This window comes from Pseudomonas sp. R4-34-07 (assembly GCF_003852375.1).
In the GTDB taxonomy this organism is placed as follows: Bacteria; Pseudomonadota; Gammaproteobacteria; order Pseudomonadales; family Pseudomonadaceae; genus Aquipseudomonas.
Window position 1 is genome coordinate 4138879 of the sequence record NZ_CP027760.1, and the last position, 18740, is coordinate 4157618.

Sequence of the window (18740 nt, forward strand, 5' to 3'; positions counted from 1 at the left end):
CAATTTTTTGACACTACGCAGCGGTTATCAGGGGAGGTGCAACAAGGGTGCCAGCTTCGTTGCGACTCGTAAGAAAAGCCGACAAAGCTTGTCAAACTTGTGACCGCACGTTCTTTTTGTAGGAGCGAGCTTGCTCGCGAAAAACGTCAACGATAACGCGTGCTTCCAGGATGCCCGCGGCGCCTATGGGTTCTTCGCGAGCAAGCTCGCTCCTACAAATGGCATTGGCGCGATGTCAGGTGGCGAAAAGATACGCTTCCACATCCATCCCCGCGTCGCGCATCTGCGCCAGCTTGTAGCGCAGGGTGCGCGGGCTGATGCCGAGGCGCTCGGCCGCTTCTTTGCGGCGGCCGCGCTCGGCGCGAAGGGTGTCGATGATCATCTGGAATTCGCGGCGGCGCAGGTCATCGCCCAGGGCGCCGGCCGATTCGGCTTCGGCAAGCACCGGTGCCGGCGCCAGGCTCGGCAACGGCGCCACGCCATTGCCCATGGCCAGGCAGAAATCCTGGGGCTGGATCAAGCCGCCCTGCTGCAGGATCAGCGCGCGCTGGATCGCATTGTCCAGTTCGCGCACATTACCCGGCCAGGGGTAAGCGACCAGGCAGGCCTGGGCCTCGGCCGACAGCCGCGCCTGGGCGTGTTTCATTTTTTTGACATGGTTGTTCAGCAGGCGCTCGGCCAGGGGAATGATATCGGCCGGGCGTTCGCGCAACGGGCGCCAGGCCAGCGGGAACACCGACAGGCGATAGAACAAGTCTTCGCGAAAGCGCCCCGCCGCCACTTCGCCCGCGAGGTCGCGGTTGGTGGTAGCGACCACGCGGATGTCCAGCTGGATCGGCTTGCGTGCGCCCACCCGTTCGACTTCGCGCTCCTGCAACACGCGCAACAACTTGGCTTGCAGGCCCAAGGGCATTTCCGAGATTTCGTCGAGCAGAATGGTGCCGCCGTCGGCCTGTTCGAACTTGCCGGCCTGGGCCGCGATAGCCCCGGTGAACGAGCCCTTCTCATGGCCAAACAGGGTGGCTTCGAGCATGTTGTCCGGGATCGCCGCGCAGTTGATCGCGATAAACGGTTGCTGGGCGCGACTGGATTGTTGGTGGATATAGCGCGCCAATACTTCCTTGCCGGTGCCGGACTCGCCGGAGATCAACACCGTGGAATCGCTGCGCGCCACACGGGCCGCCAGTTCCAACAGTTGTGCGCTGGCCGGTTCGAAGGCGATCGGGCCTTCGCCCGCCACCGCCGAGATGACGCCCAGGGCATGCCGGGCGACCAGTTCGATCAAGGCCTTGGGTTCGAACGGTTTGACCAGGTAATCCGCCGCGCCCTGACGCATGGCGTCCACAGCCCGCTCCACGGCGCCATGGGCGGTCATCAGCAGCACCGGCAATTGCGGCTGGCGTGCGCGCAGCAGGCCGAGCAGCTGGTGGCCGTCCATGCCGGGCATGTTCACATCGCTGACCACCAGGCTGAACGCTTCCTGCTGCACCGCCTCCAAGGCCTCCTCGGCAGAGCCGACCGCGCGGTAGTCATGGCCCGCCAACAGCAGCGTGTCAGCCAATGCTTCACGCAGGGCGCGATCGTCTTCAACCAATAAAACCTTGATAGCCATGATCCTTTTACTCCGCGCTCGCCGCGCTGGAAAACAGCGGCAAGGTCATCAATGCACAGGTGCCGCGCCCCAACCGGGAGCGCAACTGCAATTCTCCCTGATGCGCACGGGCCACTGCCTTGACCACGGTCAGGCCCAGGCCGGTGCCGTTGGTCTTGGTGGTGAAAAAAGGTTCGCCCAGGCGCTGCAGCACGGCCGGCGCGATACCGCTGCCGCTGTCGCTGATGCACAGGCGCAGGGTTTGCTCGCGGCGATACAGGTGCACCTTGAGGCGTGCACCGGGGCCGCTGGCCTGGGTGGCGTTTTCGATCAGGTTGAGCAGCGCGCCGACCAGGGTGTCGCGGTTGCACAGCAACTCGCCGTGGTGGCTGTCGCACTGCCAGCGCAGGCTGGCGCCCTGGATATGCGTGGCCGCCGCCGCTTGCAGGGCCTGCATCAAACCGGCCGGAGTGAGGCGGTCGGTCAACGGCAATTCGCCACGGGCAAACACCAGCATGTCGCGCACCTGATGTTCCAGCTCGTGCAGGCGCTCCTTGAGACGCCCGGCAAAGCGCTGGTGGGTAGCAGCCGGCAACTGCTCATCAGTCAAATGACTGGCGTAGATCAACGCCGCCGACAACGGCGTGCGGATCTGATGCGCGAGGGACGCGACCATCCGCCCCAACGACGACAACCGCTCATGCCGCGCCAGTTGGTCTTGCAGATGACGGGTTTCTGTCAAATCGTTGAGCAGCACCAACTGGCCCGGTTCAGCATCCAGGGAGCGGGTGGCGATGGACAGGCGGCGCCCGTCTTTAAGGGACACTTCGTGGCCGTCATCCTCACGCGGCGCGAAGCAGCGGGTGATGACGTGGCGCCACAGCTCGCCTTCCAGCGGCAGGCCGAGCAAGTCGCAGGCCGCCGGGTTGGCTTCGCGCACACGGCCCTGGTCATCGATGACGATCACGCCACCTGGCAACAGCGAAAGCAGATTCTGCAGGCGGTTGGCCAGGCGCTCTTTTTCGGCCAGCTCCTGCATGCGCTGGGCGCTGACCACCGCGAGTTCGCCTTTAAGCTCGGACACCCGGGCTTCAAGCAGACTGTAGGAATCGGTCAGTTGGCTCGACATCTGGTTGAACTGCGAGAACGCCTGTTCAAGACCCTGGCGGGTCGGCGGCTCTACAGGCGAAACCAGCCCCTGGATGGCAGGGGCCGGAGATAGTTGGGCGGCGTGGGGCATCATGCTCTCTCGCTTGGCTGACCGTCAGTTAAACGGAACGTTGCGAGGGCTGTAGCAATACCCGTGCCGAAAAAAAACTAACTAAGAATCAACTGGTTGAAAAACAGGCGTCAATCATCCGCCTGTTCATCGCCCTCTTTGCGGCTCATACCGTACTTGCGCATCTTTTCCACCAGGGTGGTGCGACGGATACGCAGGCGCTCGGCGGCACGCGCGACGATGCCGTTGGCGTCGTCCAGGGCCTGCTGGATCAGGCCTTGTTCCAGGTTGCCGAGGTAGTCCTTAAGGTCGAGTCCTTCCGGCGGCAGCATGGCCGTGGCACCGAAGTCCGGCGCATGACCGTTGATCGCCACGCGCTCTTCCATGTCACTGCGCAGGCTGTCGACCAGTTGCTCGTCTTCATCGTCGACGTAGCGGAATTTCTTCGGCAACTCGACCACGCCGATCACACCGTAGGGGTGCATGATCGCCATGCGTTCCACCAGATTGGCCAGCTCACGGACGTTGCCCGGCCAGCCGTGGCGGCACAGCGACATGATCGCGGCGGAGTTGAAACGAATGGAGCCGCGTTTTTCGTGCTCCATGCGCGAGATCAATTCGTTCATCAACAACGGGATGTCTTCCACACGCTCACGCAGCGGCGCCATCTCGATTGGGAATACGTTGAGGCGGTAATACAAGTCTTCGCGGAAGCTGCCGACCTCGATCATGCTTTCGAGGTTCTTGTGGGTCGCGGCAATGATGCGCACATCCACGCTCTGGGTCTTGTTGCTGCCCACGCGCTCGAAGGTGCGCTCCTGCAACACGCGCAGTAGCTTGACCTGCATTGGCAACGGCATATCGCCGATTTCGTCGAGAAACAGCGTGCCGCCATTGGCCAGTTCGAAGCGCCCGGCACGGCTGGTGATCGCGCCGGTAAAGGCGCCCTTCTCGTGGCCGAACAATTCGCTTTCCAGCAGCTCTGCCGGGATCGCCCCGCAGTTGACCGGCACGAACGGCCCGTCGCGACGCTTGGAATGGTAATGCAGGTTGCGCGCGACCACTTCCTTGCCGGTGCCCGACTCACCCAGGATCAGCACGCTGGCGTCGGTGTCAGCCACTTGCTGCATCATTTGACGCACGTGCTGGATCGCCCGGCTGGTGCCGACGAGACTGCGAAACAGGTTGGGTTCACGGTGACGGCCGCGCTCGCGGGCCTGGTCGTACATCTCGCGATAGACCTGGGCGCGGTGCAGGGAGTCGAGCAGCTTGCTGTAGCTGGGCGGCATTTCCAGGGTGGAAAGTACCCGGCGGCGCTGGTCTTCGGGCAGGTCCACGGAAGAAATATCGCCCATCAGCAACACGGGAAGGAACTCATCCCAGGTTGACAGTGTCTTTAACAAGCCCAAAACAGCGCCAGGAGCGTTTACCGTCCCGATCAGCACACAAATGACTTCACGGCTCGACGCCAACGAGCTGACCGCCTGCTGCCAATCATGGCTACCGCAGGGCAAATTTTCTTCACCGAGAAAATTTAAAATCACCGCTAAATCGCGGCGGCGCACGCTATCGTCATCGATCAGCAGAATTTTGGTTTCACGCCACATGCAATAGCAACTTCCCTAGTAAAACTTCCTGCCCCGGAATGAAGGCAATCAAGACGTCTGTAAGACTTATCTTCTACTAGACGTCTGAAATCTGAAAACAGCACTAGTTAAGTCAAAAATGCTGGCACAGTCAAATATATGACGCGCCGTTCGGACCAACCGCGCCCCTATCAGCCGAACAGATGGTAAACCTTTGACGCACTTTTCGCTTGGTTGATCTGTGACATCTCTTCGAAAATCGCCTGGCGCTCGCCGGTCGTCACCTCGAGTAACTGCTGGTACACCGCCAACAGTGCCTCCAGCTTCTCCCGCAACGCATTCTCGTCCACCGGCGCTTCGCTGAGCACGTTATCGATCACGTTGCGACACCCCAGGTCCAACTCGCCAATGGCGTCCCAGTTGCGCGCAGCCAGTGCGTCGACCAGGGCTTCACGGGTTTCATCAATGCGTTGCAGTGCGTGGCTCATGACGTGCTCCTTAAGGCTTCAGGCCTTATTCTGCTACTGCCTGTTGCGCCGCAATGGCGTCCCAGCCTTCTTTTACGGTGATCAGCAAACGAGCCACTTCGTCGATCATGTCGGCGTCGTTATGCAGGTTCGCTTCCATCAAGCGGTTAGTCATATATGCATACAAACTTTCCAACTGCTGAACGTAGGCCGGGTTATCACTCTTTTCTGCATCCAGGCCGTCACGCAGGCCGATCACGATATCAATCGCCTTGCCGAGCATCAGGCCCTTGGCAGCGATGTCGCCACGCGCCAGCGCCCCTTTGGCCTGGGCCATGCGGTCCAGACCGCCTTCCATCAGCATCTGCACCAGGCGATGCGGGCTCGCCTCGGAGATCTGGGCATGGGAATTAACCTTCTGGTATTGGCGAAGGGCTCGCATGGGATTCATGGTTCTACCTCGTGACAGGCGACAGCGAAAAGGATTTCAGTAACCATTATGTCGACTGGGCTGCTAGAAACTTTAACCCCGATGGTCCTGTAAAAAACAAAGCCCGGGTCAGATGACCCGGGCTTTTTTCATGCATTCAATCAATTGTTTTTCTGGTTGTTCAGCGCGTTGAGCGTGCCCATGATGTTGTTACTTTGCTGGCGTAACTGGGCGACCAGCGAATCCATCGCCGCGTATTTGCGTGTCAGGCTGGCTTGCAGATCCGCCACATGCACGTCCAGTTCCGCCTGGTCCTTGCTCAAGGTCTTGAGACTGTCGGATAGAGCGGTCGTGCGCGTCGCGAAGATACCGGTGGTCGCTTTGGCATAACCTTCAGTGGCATTGGTCATGCGTGCAAGCAACCCGGTCTTGCCGCTGAACATACTGCTGATATCTGCCGAGTTGGTCAGCGCAATCTTGTCGAAGGTTTTGTCATCCATGGTCAACAGACCGGTACCGGAGTCGGTACTGATACCGAATTGTGCCAGGGACTTGATGGTGCCATTGCCGGACAAGGCGTTGAACTCGGCGCGCAAGGAGCTTTGCAGCGAGCGCATGTTGGCGTCACCGGTCAAGGTCGCCGATACCGAGTTACCCGCCGCGTCCTTGGTCACCTTGGTTTCGGCATTCATCGCCTTGAGCAAAGCGTTATAGCTGTCGACAAAGCCCTTGACCCCGGACTTGAGCGCCGCGGTGCTGGTAGTCACGGAAATCGTCGTGGTTGCCTTCGGCCCGTCCGGGTCCTTCGTATCCACGGGCGGTGAAACCGACAGCAGCTTGATGCTGACCCCACTCACCGCGTCCGTGATGTTGTTGGTCTTGGACGTATAGGGCACGTTATCGATGGTGTACTCGGCGTTCTGCGGCGTATCGATCACTTTATAGCCGGTATCAATACCCGAGTTGCCCGACAATGTCAGGTCCGAGCCGACGCCGCCCGTGGTGGAAGTCAACACCATGCGCGAGCCGGTGGAGTCGGTGACGATGTTGGCACTAAGCCCGACGGTGCCGAACTGGGTGTTGATCGAGTCACGCACCTGCTGCAGGGTTGCGCCCGGCGGCACGCTCAGATCAAACTTTTTACCCGACTGGGAGATGGTCAGGGTGGTTGCGGCACCGCCCTTGTTGACCACTGTCGAAGCGCCGCCAGCCAGGGTGACCGTGGACAGTTTGGAAGGCTGGGCAAGTTTATTGACCACCAGGTTGAAGCTGCCGTTGGCAGCGCCCTGGGCGGTGGTCATGGTCGCGACCTTTTCATTCGACGAAGTGCCGGTCAGGCCACTGAAGCTGTTGTCGTCGGTCATGCTCTTGATGGCGCCACGGAAAGCGTCCAGCGCCGACTGGATTTTGCCGATCGACGACAGCTGGGTAGTCGCTTTCTGTGACTGGGTATTGATCTGGGTCTGCTTCGGCGCCCGATCGGCGTCGACCAAAGCTTTTACGATGCCCTGGATGTCGATGCCAGAACCCACACCGTTTACCGTTGTACTCGCCATCGTCTTTCTCCTAATACGGCTGCTGGCGTTTTCTTGACGAACCGCACTTCAAGAAAACAGCGCAACAAGTTTCATGCCAGTTCAGACCTTTTCATCGAACAGCACATGACTGGCGGTGGCCAGATTTTGTGCCAGCTTCAAGGCCGTTTCCGACGGAATCTGGCGGATCACTTCACCACTTTCAGTGGCGATGACCTTGACCACGACCCGATGGGTGGAATCATCAATGGAAAAATCCAGTTTGCGCTGGGCCGCTTGTACGAATTCTCGAATATCGGTGACTGCTTTTTCCAGGTCAGCCCGTTTCGGCTCACCGGCGGCCGGCACGATCGCCTCGACCTTGGTTTTGTCTTTGTCCGCAACCACCGCGGTGGCCGGGCCTTGAGGGGCTACCGGTGGATAAGACGAGGCCAGCTTTACACTCATGTCCATGTCCAATCTCCTCTACAACCGAAAAGACGAAAGGGCACGTAAACGCGCCCTTCCGTCAGTTACCAAGCGCCGTTATTACTGAAGCAGCTTCAGTACAGCGGATGGCAGTTGGTTGGCCTGCGACAGGATCGCGGTAGCAGCCGACTGCAAGGTTTGTTGCTTGGTCAACTCAGCTGTTTCAGCAGCGAAGTCGGTGTCTTGAACGGTGGAGCGTGCAGCGGTGGAGTTTTTCTGAATGTTGGTCAGGTTGTCTACAGTAGTGGTCAGACGGTTCTGAACAGCACCCAGGCCCGAACGAGTGCTGTCGATGCCGCCGATAGCCTTGTCCAGTACCGCGATAGCAGCCTGTGCGTTGAAAGCGCTGCTTACGTCGGTCTGTGCAACAGTGGTCTTGGCCGAAGCTGCGGCAGTACCTGCTGCGGCGAACAGACCGGTCACACCAGCACCGTTCAGCGCGTAGCCTTTGGACGAATCCAGGTTCACTGCACCGGTAGCGATCAGGCCGTCGGCCAGAGCGACGCCGGTACCGAAGGCACCTTTACCGTCTTTGGTAGCAACAGTGATCGAACCGGCGTCAGTGGAGGCGCTGAAGTTCAGGTTCTCACCGGAGTCGGACTTGACCGACAAAGTGCCTTTGGATTCGTCATAGTTGACGCTGATACCCAGTTTTGCAGAGTTGGATTTCAGTTGGTCAGCCAGGCTGGCGGTATCGGTTACACCGGTGAAAGTGGTGGCTTGGCCGCCAACAGTCATGGTGAAGGTAGCAGGCGCGGTCTTGGCGGCAGCACCCACGCTGAATTGAGCTTCAGTGCTGGCGGAAGCGCTCAGGCCACCTACAGCGCCGTTCAGTTGGCTGGCGATGGTTTTCGCCGATGCGCCTGCTGCTACGGTAACAGAAGCGGTCTGGCCGTTACCGGTGATACCGATATCGCCACCGGCAACACCTGTGGTGCTAGGTGCAACGCCGACGCTCTTGATCTGCTGCGAGCCGATGTTGTTAGCAGCAACGTTGTCCAGGGACAGGTTGATGGTTTCGTTGGCATTGGCGCCAACCTGGATGGCTTTGGTGCCGTACGAACCGTCGAGCAGTTTCTGGCCACCGAAGGTAGTGGTTTGCGAGATACGGGTCAGTTCCGAAGTCAGCGCCTGGTATTCTTCCTGGTTGGAAGTACGGTCAGCGTCGCTCAGGGAGCCGGTAGCCGAGGACAGAGCCAGGGTACGCATCTTTTGCAGAATGTCGGTCGAAGCCTGCATTGCGCCTTCAGCGGTTTGCGCGATGGAGATACCATCGTTGGCGTTCTTTACAGCTTGGCCCAGGCCGTTGATTTGGCTGGTCAGACGGTTGGAGATCTGCAGGCCCGAGGCGTTGTCTTTAGCGCTGTTGATGCTCAGACCAGTGGACAGACGCTGCATGGAGGTTTGCAGCGAGTTGGCCGCTTTGCCAAGGCCGTTCTGGGTAGTGATGGAAGCAATGTTGGTGTTTACTGTTAAAGCCATGACGAAATCCTCGATGGATGGATACTGCGGCTTCCGGCCCTGGCAACCGCCGGGTGTGGCCTGAGAACCTACGTAATAGTTATCGTCGTGGTAGCCGGTTGCTTGAGGGTTTTTTTGATTTTTTTTACTAGCCCTGTGCCAGCCCTTGCATTTCAAGGGGTTAGCACTACCGAAAACCCAGGGTTTATTGGTTTTTCTGGCGCCAAATAAAAAACGCCGATGATCTTTCGATCATCGGCGTTTTGCTATGCGCTCTTAAGGGTCAGGAGCGATACAGAATCGCCGAGCCCCAGGACAGGCCCACGCCAAACCCACTGATCGCCACGCGCTTCCAGGTGGCGTCCATCACGTGCTTTTCCAGCAGCAACGGAATGCTCGACGACACGGTATTGCCGGTCTCGACCATGTCCTTGATGAACTTGTCCACCGGCGCATCTTCAAAACGGCGCGCCACGGCGTCGACAATCGCCGCACTGCCCTGGTGAATGCAGAACGCATCGATGTCATCGGCCTTGAGGTCCGACTCGTCGAGCAGCTCGTGCAAATGCGCCGGCACCTTGAGCAAGGCGAAGTTGAACACCTGGCGGCCGTTCATGAAGAACACGCCATCGCTGACCTTCAGGTGCGGCGCACCGGAACCGTCGGTGCCGAACTTGGATTTGCCCAGTAACCACGGCGCGTCTTCGCCCATCCAGGTGGCGGTGGCGGCGTCGCCGAAGAGCATGGTGGTGTTGCGGTCTTCCGGGTCAACGATCTTCGAATACGGGTCGGCGGTGATCAGCAGGCCGTTTTTCAGACCGGTGGCTTCCATGAAGCCCTTCATCGCGTAGATGCCGTACACGTAACCGGAACAGCCCAGGGAAATATCGAAGGCGGCCACGTGGGTTGGCAGGCCCAGTTTGTCCTGGACGATGGCGGCGGTGTGGGGCAGCCCTTCTTCATCGCCGTTCTGGGTGACGACGATCACAGCGTCGATGGACTCGCGCTTCAAGTCCGGGTTGTTGGCAAACAACGCGTTGACCGCCTCGACACACAGATCGGAGGTTTCCTGCGTGGCGTCCTTGCGCGGCAGGAACGCCGAACCGATCTTGCCAATGATGAATTCTTCATCCTTGGCGAATTTGGCACCCTGGGCGTAGTTATCGATACCGTCCGCCGGCACGTAACTGGCGATGCTTTTTATGCCAATCATTGTGGCTTCCCAATACTAAATAGCTGGAGAACACCCCAGGGACTGCGCCCGAAGTGCTGACAATAAAGGGGATAACCCCATAAAAATTTCGCTGAAAGCCGCGCAATAACCACAGCAAGGCGACTTATCCTTTTCACACGATACAGTGAAGATGCGCTTTATGACTCGCAGGTCACTCAATTTTGTGTGGTTTATGCAAAACCTTCAAACAATTAAGCCTATGAACGACAACGGCCCAGCCTGTTTCCAGGCTGGGCCGTCGGGCTGCTCTGTTGCGCGCTTACATCTTGTTGAACAAGCTCAACTGAGAGACTTTCACGAAAGCCAACTGCGAAGCTTGCAGCATGGTCTGCTGCAACGTCAGGTTGATCGCCGCTTGTGCCGTGTCGATATTGCCAAGATCGCTCATGGTACTGGTGTTGGCCAGGCCGATGCTGGTGTTTTCGCTGGTCTGTATATCCAGCGCATTCTGCCGTGCACCAATAGAGCCTCGCACACCGTCGATCTGGGTGCGGGTGTTGGAAAAGTTACTGATGGATGCATCCAGCACGTCCCGAAGCTTGAGCATCGCCGCCGGGTTGCCGTCGGCCGGTTGCTCCAGGGCCTGGCGCAACTGGCTCAAGGTATCCAACGCGTTCTGGGTCTTCTGGGTGCTGGCCGAGACCGCGAATTGATCACCAGCCTGCGGCGTGCCGCTGACATCAAAGCTTACCCCGGCAGCGGTGACTGTCGTGCCGCCGCCCGTATCACCCGTGGCAATCGTCTTGCTGTCGGCGGTATAGGGCTGGGCATACACTTCATAAGCAGTGGCGCTGGTGAATTTGATCACCGCCCCATTGTTGGCCGGGAACGTGCTGACATAGGCCGCCTGGTTACTCACGGTGGCATTGGTCAATTGCGCGGCAGAGGCGTTGCTGGGCGTACGCGAGACACTGAAGCTGTCCGGCTTGGCCGCCAGACTGAACGAACGGTCCTTGACCAGCGCATCGGAATTCGGCCCGGTGGCGACATCCTTGAGGTTAAGGGTGATATCGAAATTCACTCCGCGCACGCTCACCGTGGCGCCCTCCTCCTTGCTGGCGTCGAAACTGCCATTGCCCGCAATTTCGGAGGTGATGTCATTGCCGTTTCGATCGGACACCTTGAACTGCGTGCTGCTGGTGAACGTCAGCTGGTAAGGCTGGCCGTCCGCGAATTTATTGGTGTAGTCGGTTTCCGACGTCACCAGGCCAGCCGATAGCGCCACTTTGTTGTCGTTCGGCACCGGCGCAGTCGCCGGCGGTACCACGGCAGGCGGAATCCACGTCGCCTGGGTGCGACCCGAGTTGATGGCGCCACCCATGATGCTCTTGCCGGTATCACCGGCGTTGACTTTGAGCGTGTCGGAAACCTGCAGGCTCAGAGGCGTTTCATCACCCTGGTAATTGTAAGTGCCATCGCTGTTGCGACTGTAGGGCGGGGTCGAAGTCCTTGAGCCGGAAAACAGATAATTACCCGACGAGTCCTTGCTGTTGAGCAAGCCCAATACCTGGTCCTCGATGGCACCGATCTCACCGGCAATCGACTTGCGATCCGCATCGCTGAGCGAGCCGCCGGCGCGCAGGGCGAGCTCGCTGGCCTTTTGCAGCGCATCATTGATGGAACCCAGCACGCTTTCTTCGTTGGTCAGGGAGTTTTTCAGGCTGGTGATGTTGCCGTTGAACTGGCTGAGCATGTCTTTCTGTTGTTGCAGCATCAGCAAACGCGCCGCCGCGATCGGGTCATCGGAAGCGGTTTGCACACGCACACCCGTAGAGGCCTGCTCCTGCGCTTTCACCACGCTGGAGTAGTTATCCGAATACTTGGCGGAACTGGTTTCGAAATATTGAGCGGTAGAAATACGCATCGTCCCAGGCTCCCTTAAAGACTATTGATCAGCGTGCTGAAGGTTTCTTGCGCAGCCTTGATGATCTGCGACGACGCGGTGTAGTACTGCTGGAACTTGATCATGTCGCCCGCCTCTTCATCCAGGTTGACCTGGGACACCGAGTTGCGCGCGTCCTGGTTGGCCTTGAGCAAGGCGCCGGTGGCGGTGGTGTCGGTATTGGCCGAAGCGGCCTTGGCGCCCACGGTCGAGACCAGGCGGCTGTTGGCCGCCACCAGGCTCAAGCCGCCGCCACTGCCATCGGACAGGCCGATCGTGGTTTTGGTCTGCAGGTCGAGCAGGGCCTGGGCGTTACGGTTATCCGATTTGCCCGAAGCGTTGAAGGAAAACGTAGTGCTGTCGCCATCGGCTGGCGAACCGGCGACGGTGGTGTCGAACTTGAAGCTCTTGGCCGGCACCAGCAGCGTGCCGTTGGCATCGCGCATCGGTACGTCGACGGTGATCTTGTTGCCCTGGCCCGGCACGATGGTGCCGGTACCGATCGAGTTACCCTGGGCATCGTTGAGCGTGTAGCCCTGGGTGCCATCAGCCGCAGGCTTGCCGAACACCATCTTCACCGGCATCGAATGTTCAATACCGGTACGCAGCTGCGCGGTGTTGGCGCCATCGTGAATATCGATGGGCAAGGTCAGGGTCGGCGGGGTAAAGGTGCCGGTGCCCTGGTTGGTCTTGCTGCCCTCGCCCAGCAATGGCCCGGCGAACGCGATTTTATTGGCGTCGGTCAACGCGGTGCCGATGGTTGCCGCGCCCGTGGCCGTCGGGCTGACTTTGAAACTGTCGCCCGCCGCGATCGGCCCCTTGCCATCCAGGGCCAGCGTGAAGCCGTCGATCACCGGTGGCGGCGTGGTAGTGGTGTCGAACGCGCCCATGGCTTTGCCGTCGGAACGCACCACGGTGTAGTTGTTGCCGCTGGTAAAGGTGACTTTATAGTCGTAGGTCGACAGCTTGCTGGTGTCGCTGATGCTCACGTTCAAGTTGCCGGAGCCAGTGCTGTTGCCCATCGAGCCCTGACTGCGCTGGGCAATCGCGGCCGCGCTGTTGATGTCCTTGAACAGCGACGCACCGAAGTCACCGTTCAGGTCCAGGCCCTGGCCCAGTTGGCTGTTGACCGTATCGGCGGTCGCCAGGGCGATACGCCCGAGGTCATTGATGGCCGGCATCAGGGCATCGCTGCGATAACGCAACAAACCGCCGATGCTGCCGCCACTGAGCACGTTGCCCAGGTCGATCGCCGTACCGCCGCCGGCATTGAGCTGGATGGTGTACTGGCTTGGATCGTTGCTGCTCGATACCGCCGAAATCGTGTTGGACTGATCGCCCAATACCAGGGATTGGCCGGTGCCGGTGCTGACGCTGAACACGCCGTTCTTTTCACTGGTGGTCACGCCGACCAGTTCATTGAGCGAACGCACTGCCTCGTTACGCGCATCCAGCAGGTTGGCCGGGGCGCTGTTGCTGGAGCCTTGGGCCAGGGTGATCTGCTTGTTGAGGGAAGCAATCGAGGAGGTCAACTGGTTGACCTGATCGCTCATGGTCACCAACTGCCCGTTGATCGACTCTTTCTGCTCATTCAATTGGCTGGAGATCGAGTTGAAACGGTTGCTCAGGGTCTGGGCACTGGTCAGCAGCACTTGCCGGGCGGACACATCGCTGGGGTTGGCCGCCGAAGTCTGCACAGCGGCGAAGAACGCGCTGAGTACCGAAGACATGCCGGTGGTCTTGTCCGACAGGGTCTTGTCGATGGCGCTGGCCTGGCTGGAATAGGCCTTGGCGTCGTTGTTGAGCGCCGTGCTGTTCTGGTAGGCCGCGTCGAGGAATTCGTTATACACCCGGCGCACATCGGCCAGGGTCGTGCCGCTGCCGATGTACACGCCGCCGTAAGGGTTGTTGGCATTGGCATTCTGCGTGGTCTGCTGACGCGAATAACCCGAGGTGTTGGCGTTGGCGATGTTATTACTCAAGACCGACAACGATCCTTGAGCGGCATTGAGCCCTGACATCCCGATACTGAGCAAACTCATGGTTCAGACCTTATAAATGTGTGGTTGCGCCAGCGGCAGCGTAGTTCTGGTAACTGTTCATGTTTTTGGCGATCTGCGAAATCTTGCTGGCATAGGCCGGATCAGTTGCATAACCGGCCTTTTGCAACTCGCGTACAAACTGTTCCGGGTTATCGGCTGATTTCACAACTTCTTTATAGCGATCATTGCTTTGCAGCAGGGTCACGAGGTCATGGAAGCTGTCTTGGTAGGAGCTGTAGGAGCGGAACTGCGCCGTCTCCTTGACCATCGCGCCGTCGCGAAACTCGCTGGTGATCGCACGCGCCTGGCCGCCCTGCCAGCTCTGGCCGGCCTTGATGCCGAACAGGTTGTGGCTGCTGCTGCCGTCCTCGGCGCGCATCACTGATTTGCCCCAACCGGTTTCCAGGGCGGCCTGGGCCACCAGGTACTTCGGATCGATACCGATACGCGCGGCGGCGGCCTTGGCCATCGGCAGCATGGTGGCGACGAATTCATCCTGCGAGCTGAAGGCTTTTTTCGCCGGTGCCAGCGGTGGCTGGGCGATGGCGCGGCCGTAGACATGCATCTTGCCGCTCGGCACGGCAACGCTGCGGGCGCTGCTGTTGACCACGTTGTCGTCGGCAGCACTGTTGCGCAGTGGCGCGCTGGTGGTTTGCGCAGCGACCGGCGTGCTCGGCACGATGCCGGCGAGCAGGCGGTCGGTCAGTTTGCTTGGCAAGGCGATACGGCGCTGGTTCATCAGCTCCATATCGTTGGCATGCGCACTGGCGCCTTCGGGCACCGCCACGCGGTAGGCCCACAACGGGCGTTGGCCGTTGGAGCGACCCAACGGGCCTTGCGCCTGGGTGCCGGCGGCAATTTCCGTCGGCACGTCGGCTTTTTTCGCCGGGGTATCGGCTGCCGGGCCCTGCAAGGTAGCCGCCTGGGCGTCCACCGGTTTGTTCTTCTGCATCTGGCGCATCAGCACGTCGGCCAGGCCGATACCACCGCCTTCGCGGGACATCGACACCGCCAACTGCTGGTCGTACATTTCCTGGTACTGCTTGGCCGCCGGGGTGTTCATCGGGTTGTCCTTGCCCAGAGCCTCGGTGGCCGAGCGCATGGACTTGAGCATCTCGCTCAGGAACAACGACTCGAACTCCTGCGCGACTTTGCGCATGTTGCCTTCGCTGTTCTTGTCGGCGCCGACCTTGAGCTGGTTAAGCCGGTTCAGGTCGGAGTAAGACCCCGAGTCCGCCGTGCTGCTGATCCCGCTCTTGCGCATATCCATGACCATGGCCTCAGATCACGATCAGGTCGGCTTGCAAAGCGCCGGCCTGTTTCAGGGCTTCGAGAATCGCCATCAAGTCGCCAGGGGCCGCGCCCACCTGGTTCACCGCGCGGACGATCTCGTCCAGGGTGGTACCGGGGCCGAACTTGAACATCGGCTTGGCTTCCTGCTGGGCATTGACCCGCGAACGCGGGACTACCGCCGTCTGGCCGTTGGACAGCGGCCCTGGCTGGCTGACGATCGGGTCTTCAGTGATGGTCACGGTCAGGCTGCCGTGGGTCACCGCCGCCGGCGAGACCTTGACGTTCTGGCCGATCACGATGGTGCCGGTGCGCGAGTTGATGATGACTTTGGCCACTGCCTGGCCGGGGTCGACCTCCAGGTTTTCCAGGATCGACAGGTAATCGACGCGCTGGCTGGGATCCAGGGGCGCGGTCACGCGCACCGAACCGCCATCGATGGCCTGGGCGACGCCTGGGCCGAGCATGTCGTTGATCTTGTCGACCACGCGCTTGGCGGTGGTGAAGTCGGACCGGTTGAGGTTCAGGGTCAGGCTGTTGCCCTGGTTGAAACCACTCGGCACGGTGCGTTCAACCGTGGCGCCACCGGGAATGCGCCCGGCCGACGGTACGTTGACGGTGATCTTCGAACCGTCGCGGCCCTCGGCGTCGAACCCGCCCACCACCAGGTTGCCCTGGGCGATGGCGTAGACGTTGCCGTCGATACCTTTGAGCGGTGTCATCAGCAACGTACCGCCACGCAGGCTTTTGGAGTTGCCCATGGACGATACGGTGATGTCCACCACCTGCCCCGGTTTGGCGAACGCCGGCAAATCGGCACTGATCGACACCGCCGCGACGTTCTTCAACTGCACGTTGCCCGAACCTGGCGGCACCTTGATGCCGAACTGCGACAGCATGTTGTTGAAGGTTTGCAGGGTGAACGGGGTCTGGGTGGTCTGGTCACCCGTGCCATTGAGCCCCACCACCAGGCCATAACCGATCAACTGGTTACTGCGCACGCCGGAAATGCTGGCGATGTCTTTCAGGCGTTCGGCCTGGGCGACGGCGCTCAGGCACAGCAACACGACCGCCGCCATCAACTGCTTGAAGTTCAAAATGGCCACCTAGAAAGGGAACAGCGGGCTAAGGAAGAAACGGTCGAACCAGCCCGGCTGGCTTGCATCAGCAAACGAACCTGTACCCGAGTAGGTAATCCGCGCATCGGCAATCCGCGTCGACGGCACGGTGTTGTCGGTGGAAATATCATCGGCACGCACCATGCCGGCAATGCGCACCAACTCGTCGCCGGTATTGAGGGTCATCCACTTTTCACCGCGTACGGCGATGATGCCGTTGGGCAACACATCGGCCACGGTCACGGTGATCGAGCCGGTCAGGCTGTTGCCCTGCCCCGCCGCGCTCTTGCCGTTGGTGGCGCGGTCGCCGCTGTAGCCGGCACTGAGGCTCAGGTCACCGTCACCCAACGGGTTATTGGTGGTCAGGCCGCCGCCGAACAGCGACGTCAGGCCGATACCGGTCTTGCTGGTCTTGCCGATCTGCGAGTTGGCGTTCTTGCTGGCCTGGGTCTTCTCGTTCAGGGTGATGGTGATAATGTCACCGACCCGGAACGCCTTGCGGTCGCTGTACAGGTTCTGCTCGAAACCGGCCTGATAGATCGAGCCATTATTGGCCGCCGCCGGCAACGGCGTGCGCGGCAACACCGGCGCGTAGTACGGGTCATTGGGTTTCGGCGACGGGGCGACACAGCCCGCAAGCACGGCGATCCCACTCAATGCCAGAACAGAAACAATGCGACTCATGACCCTAACCTCACGGTGTTGCAGGCGCTTTCAAGGCGCCCCATAGACTGATTACAGATTCTGCGTTACGAACGAAAGCATCTGGTCGGCGGTGGAAATCACCTTGGAGTTCATCTCGTAGGCGCGCTGGGTGGTGATCATGTTGACCATCTCCTCAACCGTGCTGACGTTGGAGGTTTCCAGGGTGCTTTGCAGCGTGGTGCCGAAACCGTTCAGGCCAGGGGTGCCGATTTGCGGCGCGCCGCTGGAAGCGGTTTCCAGGAACAGGTTGTTGCCCATGGCCTGCAGGCCGGCCGGGTTGATGAAGTCGGCGGTTTGCAGGTTGCCGATCACTTGCGACGCAGGGTTGCCGGCCACGGTGATGGACACGGTGCCGTCGTTGCCGACGGTGAAGGTCTTGGCGTCTGCCGGGACCACCACGGCTGGCTCCAGGGCAAAACCGTTGGCGGTCACGATCTGGCCGTTGGAGTCCAAGTGGAAGGTACCGTCACGGGTGTAGGACGTAGTGCCATCCGGTTGCAGGATCTGGAAGAAGCCACGGCCGTTGATCGCCATGTCCAGCGGCTGGCCGGTCTGTTGCAGGTTACCGGCGCTGAAGTTTTTCTGGGTGCCGACGATCTGCACACCGGTACCCAGTTGCAGGCCCGACGGCAGTTCGCTGTCCTGGGTCGACTGGGCGCCTGGCTGGCGCTTGATCTGATAGAGCAAGTCTTGGAATTCGGCGCGATCACGTTTGAAACCCGTGGTCGACACGTTCGCCAGGTTGTTGGAAATGGTGGTCAGGTTAGTGTCCTGGGCGGACAGGCCTGTCTTGGCAACCCATAGAGCCGGAAGCATGCTGTTCTCCTTCGTGCGCCTGTTTGTTGGCGCCGTGCTGCGCTGTTTATTTAAAAGCCAATTAAGGCTGTTAGCTCATCTGCAAGACGCGGGTCATGGCCTGGTCATCTTCTTTGGCGGTGTTCATCATCTTGATGTGCAGCTCGAACTGCTTGGAGAGCGCCAGTACCGCGGTCATTTCCTCAACCGCATTGACGTTGCTCGCCTGCAGGAAGCCCGAGGTCAGCTTGACGTTCGCGTCGGCCTGGGCCGGCTGGCCATCCTTGGTGTGGATGGTGCCGTCCAAACCTTTGTTCATGTTCTTGAGGTCGGGCTGGACCAGCTTGATACGGTCCACTTCGGCCATCACCCGCGGGCCTTCGCCCATGGCGCGGATGCTGATGGTGCCGTCGGCGCCCACTTCGATTTTCTGCTGGGGCGGCACGGCAATCGGGCCGCCGTTGCCCATGATCGGCATACCGTTGCCGGCCCGCAGCACACCGAGCGCATCCACGTTCATGCTGGCGCTGCGCACGTAGGCTTCGCTGCCATCCGGGGTTTGCACGGCCATCCAGCCGTCGCCGCTGACGGCCACGTCCAGGTCACGTCCGGTTTCGATCATCGCGCCGGGCGTGAAGTCGGTGGCCGGCCGTTCGGTCAGGGCAAAAGCCCGCGCCGGAAAGCTGTCACCGAACACCGGCATCGACCGCGCCTGCTCCAGGTCGCGCTGGAAACCGTTGGTGGAAATGTTCGCCAGATTGTTGGCATGGGCCTTCTGCGCCAGAGCATTCTGGCTGGCGCCGGTCATTGCCACGTAAAGGTACTTGTCCACGCTCTATCCTCTTTCTGACGGACGCTTGCCGTCCACCGCTGTACTGATGAGGCTTAAGCAATTTGCGAACCAACTTCTTGAAATT

General features: G+C 60.2%; 16 protein-coding genes. All 16 read right to left on the reverse strand.

Going from position 1 to position 18740, the window contains the following annotated elements; genetic code table 11:
- Nucleotides 1-235: 235 nt before the first annotated feature.
- Nucleotides 236-1612, reverse strand: coding sequence for a sigma-54 dependent transcriptional regulator (locus C4J85_RS19000; protein WP_124367848.1), 1377 nt, complete (start codon nt 1610-1612; stop codon nt 236-238).
- 7 nt (nt 1613-1619) lie between these two features.
- Complete coding sequence (locus C4J85_RS19005; RefSeq protein WP_124365190.1) at nt 1620-2831, reverse strand: PAS domain-containing sensor histidine kinase; 1212 nt, start codon at nt 2829-2831, stop codon at nt 1620-1622.
- Nucleotides 2832-2941: 110 nt separating this feature from the next.
- A complete protein-coding gene (locus C4J85_RS19010; protein ID WP_124363784.1) occupies nt 2942-4417 on the reverse strand; it encodes a sigma-54 dependent transcriptional regulator in 1476 nt (491 codons plus the stop codon).
- A gap of 170 nt (nt 4418-4587) precedes the next feature.
- A complete protein-coding gene (gene fliT / locus C4J85_RS19015; protein ID WP_124410474.1) occupies nt 4588-4884 on the reverse strand; it encodes a flagellar protein FliT in 297 nt (98 codons plus the stop codon).
- A gap of 25 nt (nt 4885-4909) precedes the next feature.
- Entirely contained in the window at nt 4910-5314 is a 405-nt protein-coding gene (gene fliS / locus C4J85_RS19020) for a flagellar export chaperone FliS (RefSeq protein ID WP_124367850.1), read from the reverse strand.
- Nucleotides 5315-5454: 140 nt separating this feature from the next.
- A complete protein-coding gene (fliD, locus tag C4J85_RS19025; RefSeq protein ID WP_124410475.1) occupies nt 5455-6849 on the reverse strand; it encodes a flagellar filament capping protein FliD in 1395 nt (464 codons plus the stop codon).
- Between the two features lie 81 nt (nt 6850-6930).
- On the reverse strand, nt 6931-7281 hold the full coding sequence (locus tag C4J85_RS19030) for a flagellar protein FlaG (protein ID WP_124404862.1): 351 nt from the start codon (nt 7279-7281) through the stop codon (nt 6931-6933).
- Between the two features lie 75 nt (nt 7282-7356).
- On the reverse strand, nt 7357-8778 hold the full coding sequence (locus tag C4J85_RS19035) for a flagellin (RefSeq protein WP_124410476.1): 1422 nt from the start codon (nt 8776-8778) through the stop codon (nt 7357-7359).
- 262 nt (nt 8779-9040) lie between these two features.
- Nucleotides 9041-9970, reverse strand: coding sequence for a ketoacyl-ACP synthase III (locus C4J85_RS19040; protein WP_124410477.1), 930 nt, complete (start codon nt 9968-9970; stop codon nt 9041-9043).
- A gap of 280 nt (nt 9971-10250) precedes the next feature.
- On the reverse strand, nt 10251-11855 hold the full coding sequence (locus C4J85_RS19045) for a flagellar hook-associated protein 3 (RefSeq protein WP_124367855.1): 1605 nt from the start codon (nt 11853-11855) through the stop codon (nt 10251-10253).
- A 14-nt stretch (nt 11856-11869) separates the two neighbouring features.
- The gene (gene flgK / locus C4J85_RS19050; RefSeq protein ID WP_124410478.1) at nt 11870-13915 is read right to left on the reverse strand and encodes a flagellar hook-associated protein FlgK; all 2046 of its coding nucleotides are present in this window, start codon (nt 13913-13915) and stop codon (nt 11870-11872) included.
- A 10-nt stretch (nt 13916-13925) separates the two neighbouring features.
- Complete coding sequence (gene flgJ, locus C4J85_RS19055) at nt 13926-15191, reverse strand: flagellar assembly peptidoglycan hydrolase FlgJ (protein WP_124410479.1); 1266 nt, start codon at nt 15189-15191, stop codon at nt 13926-13928.
- A 4-nt stretch (nt 15192-15195) separates the two neighbouring features.
- Nucleotides 15196-16305 (reverse strand): flagellar basal body P-ring protein FlgI, encoded by a 1110-nt coding sequence (locus C4J85_RS19060; protein ID WP_372237507.1) that lies wholly within the window; start codon nt 16303-16305, stop codon nt 15196-15198.
- A 6-nt stretch (nt 16306-16311) separates the two neighbouring features.
- The gene (gene flgH / locus C4J85_RS19065) at nt 16312-17007 is read right to left on the reverse strand and encodes a flagellar basal body L-ring protein FlgH (RefSeq protein WP_124410480.1); all 696 of its coding nucleotides are present in this window, start codon (nt 17005-17007) and stop codon (nt 16312-16314) included.
- Nucleotides 17008-17058: 51 nt separating this feature from the next.
- On the reverse strand, nt 17059-17844 hold the full coding sequence (gene flgG, locus C4J85_RS19070; RefSeq protein WP_057721328.1) for a flagellar basal-body rod protein FlgG: 786 nt from the start codon (nt 17842-17844) through the stop codon (nt 17059-17061).
- A 70-nt stretch (nt 17845-17914) separates the two neighbouring features.
- Complete coding sequence (locus tag C4J85_RS19075; RefSeq protein ID WP_124363796.1) at nt 17915-18655, reverse strand: flagellar basal body rod protein FlgF; 741 nt, start codon at nt 18653-18655, stop codon at nt 17915-17917.
- Nucleotides 18656-18740 lie beyond the last annotated feature (85 nt).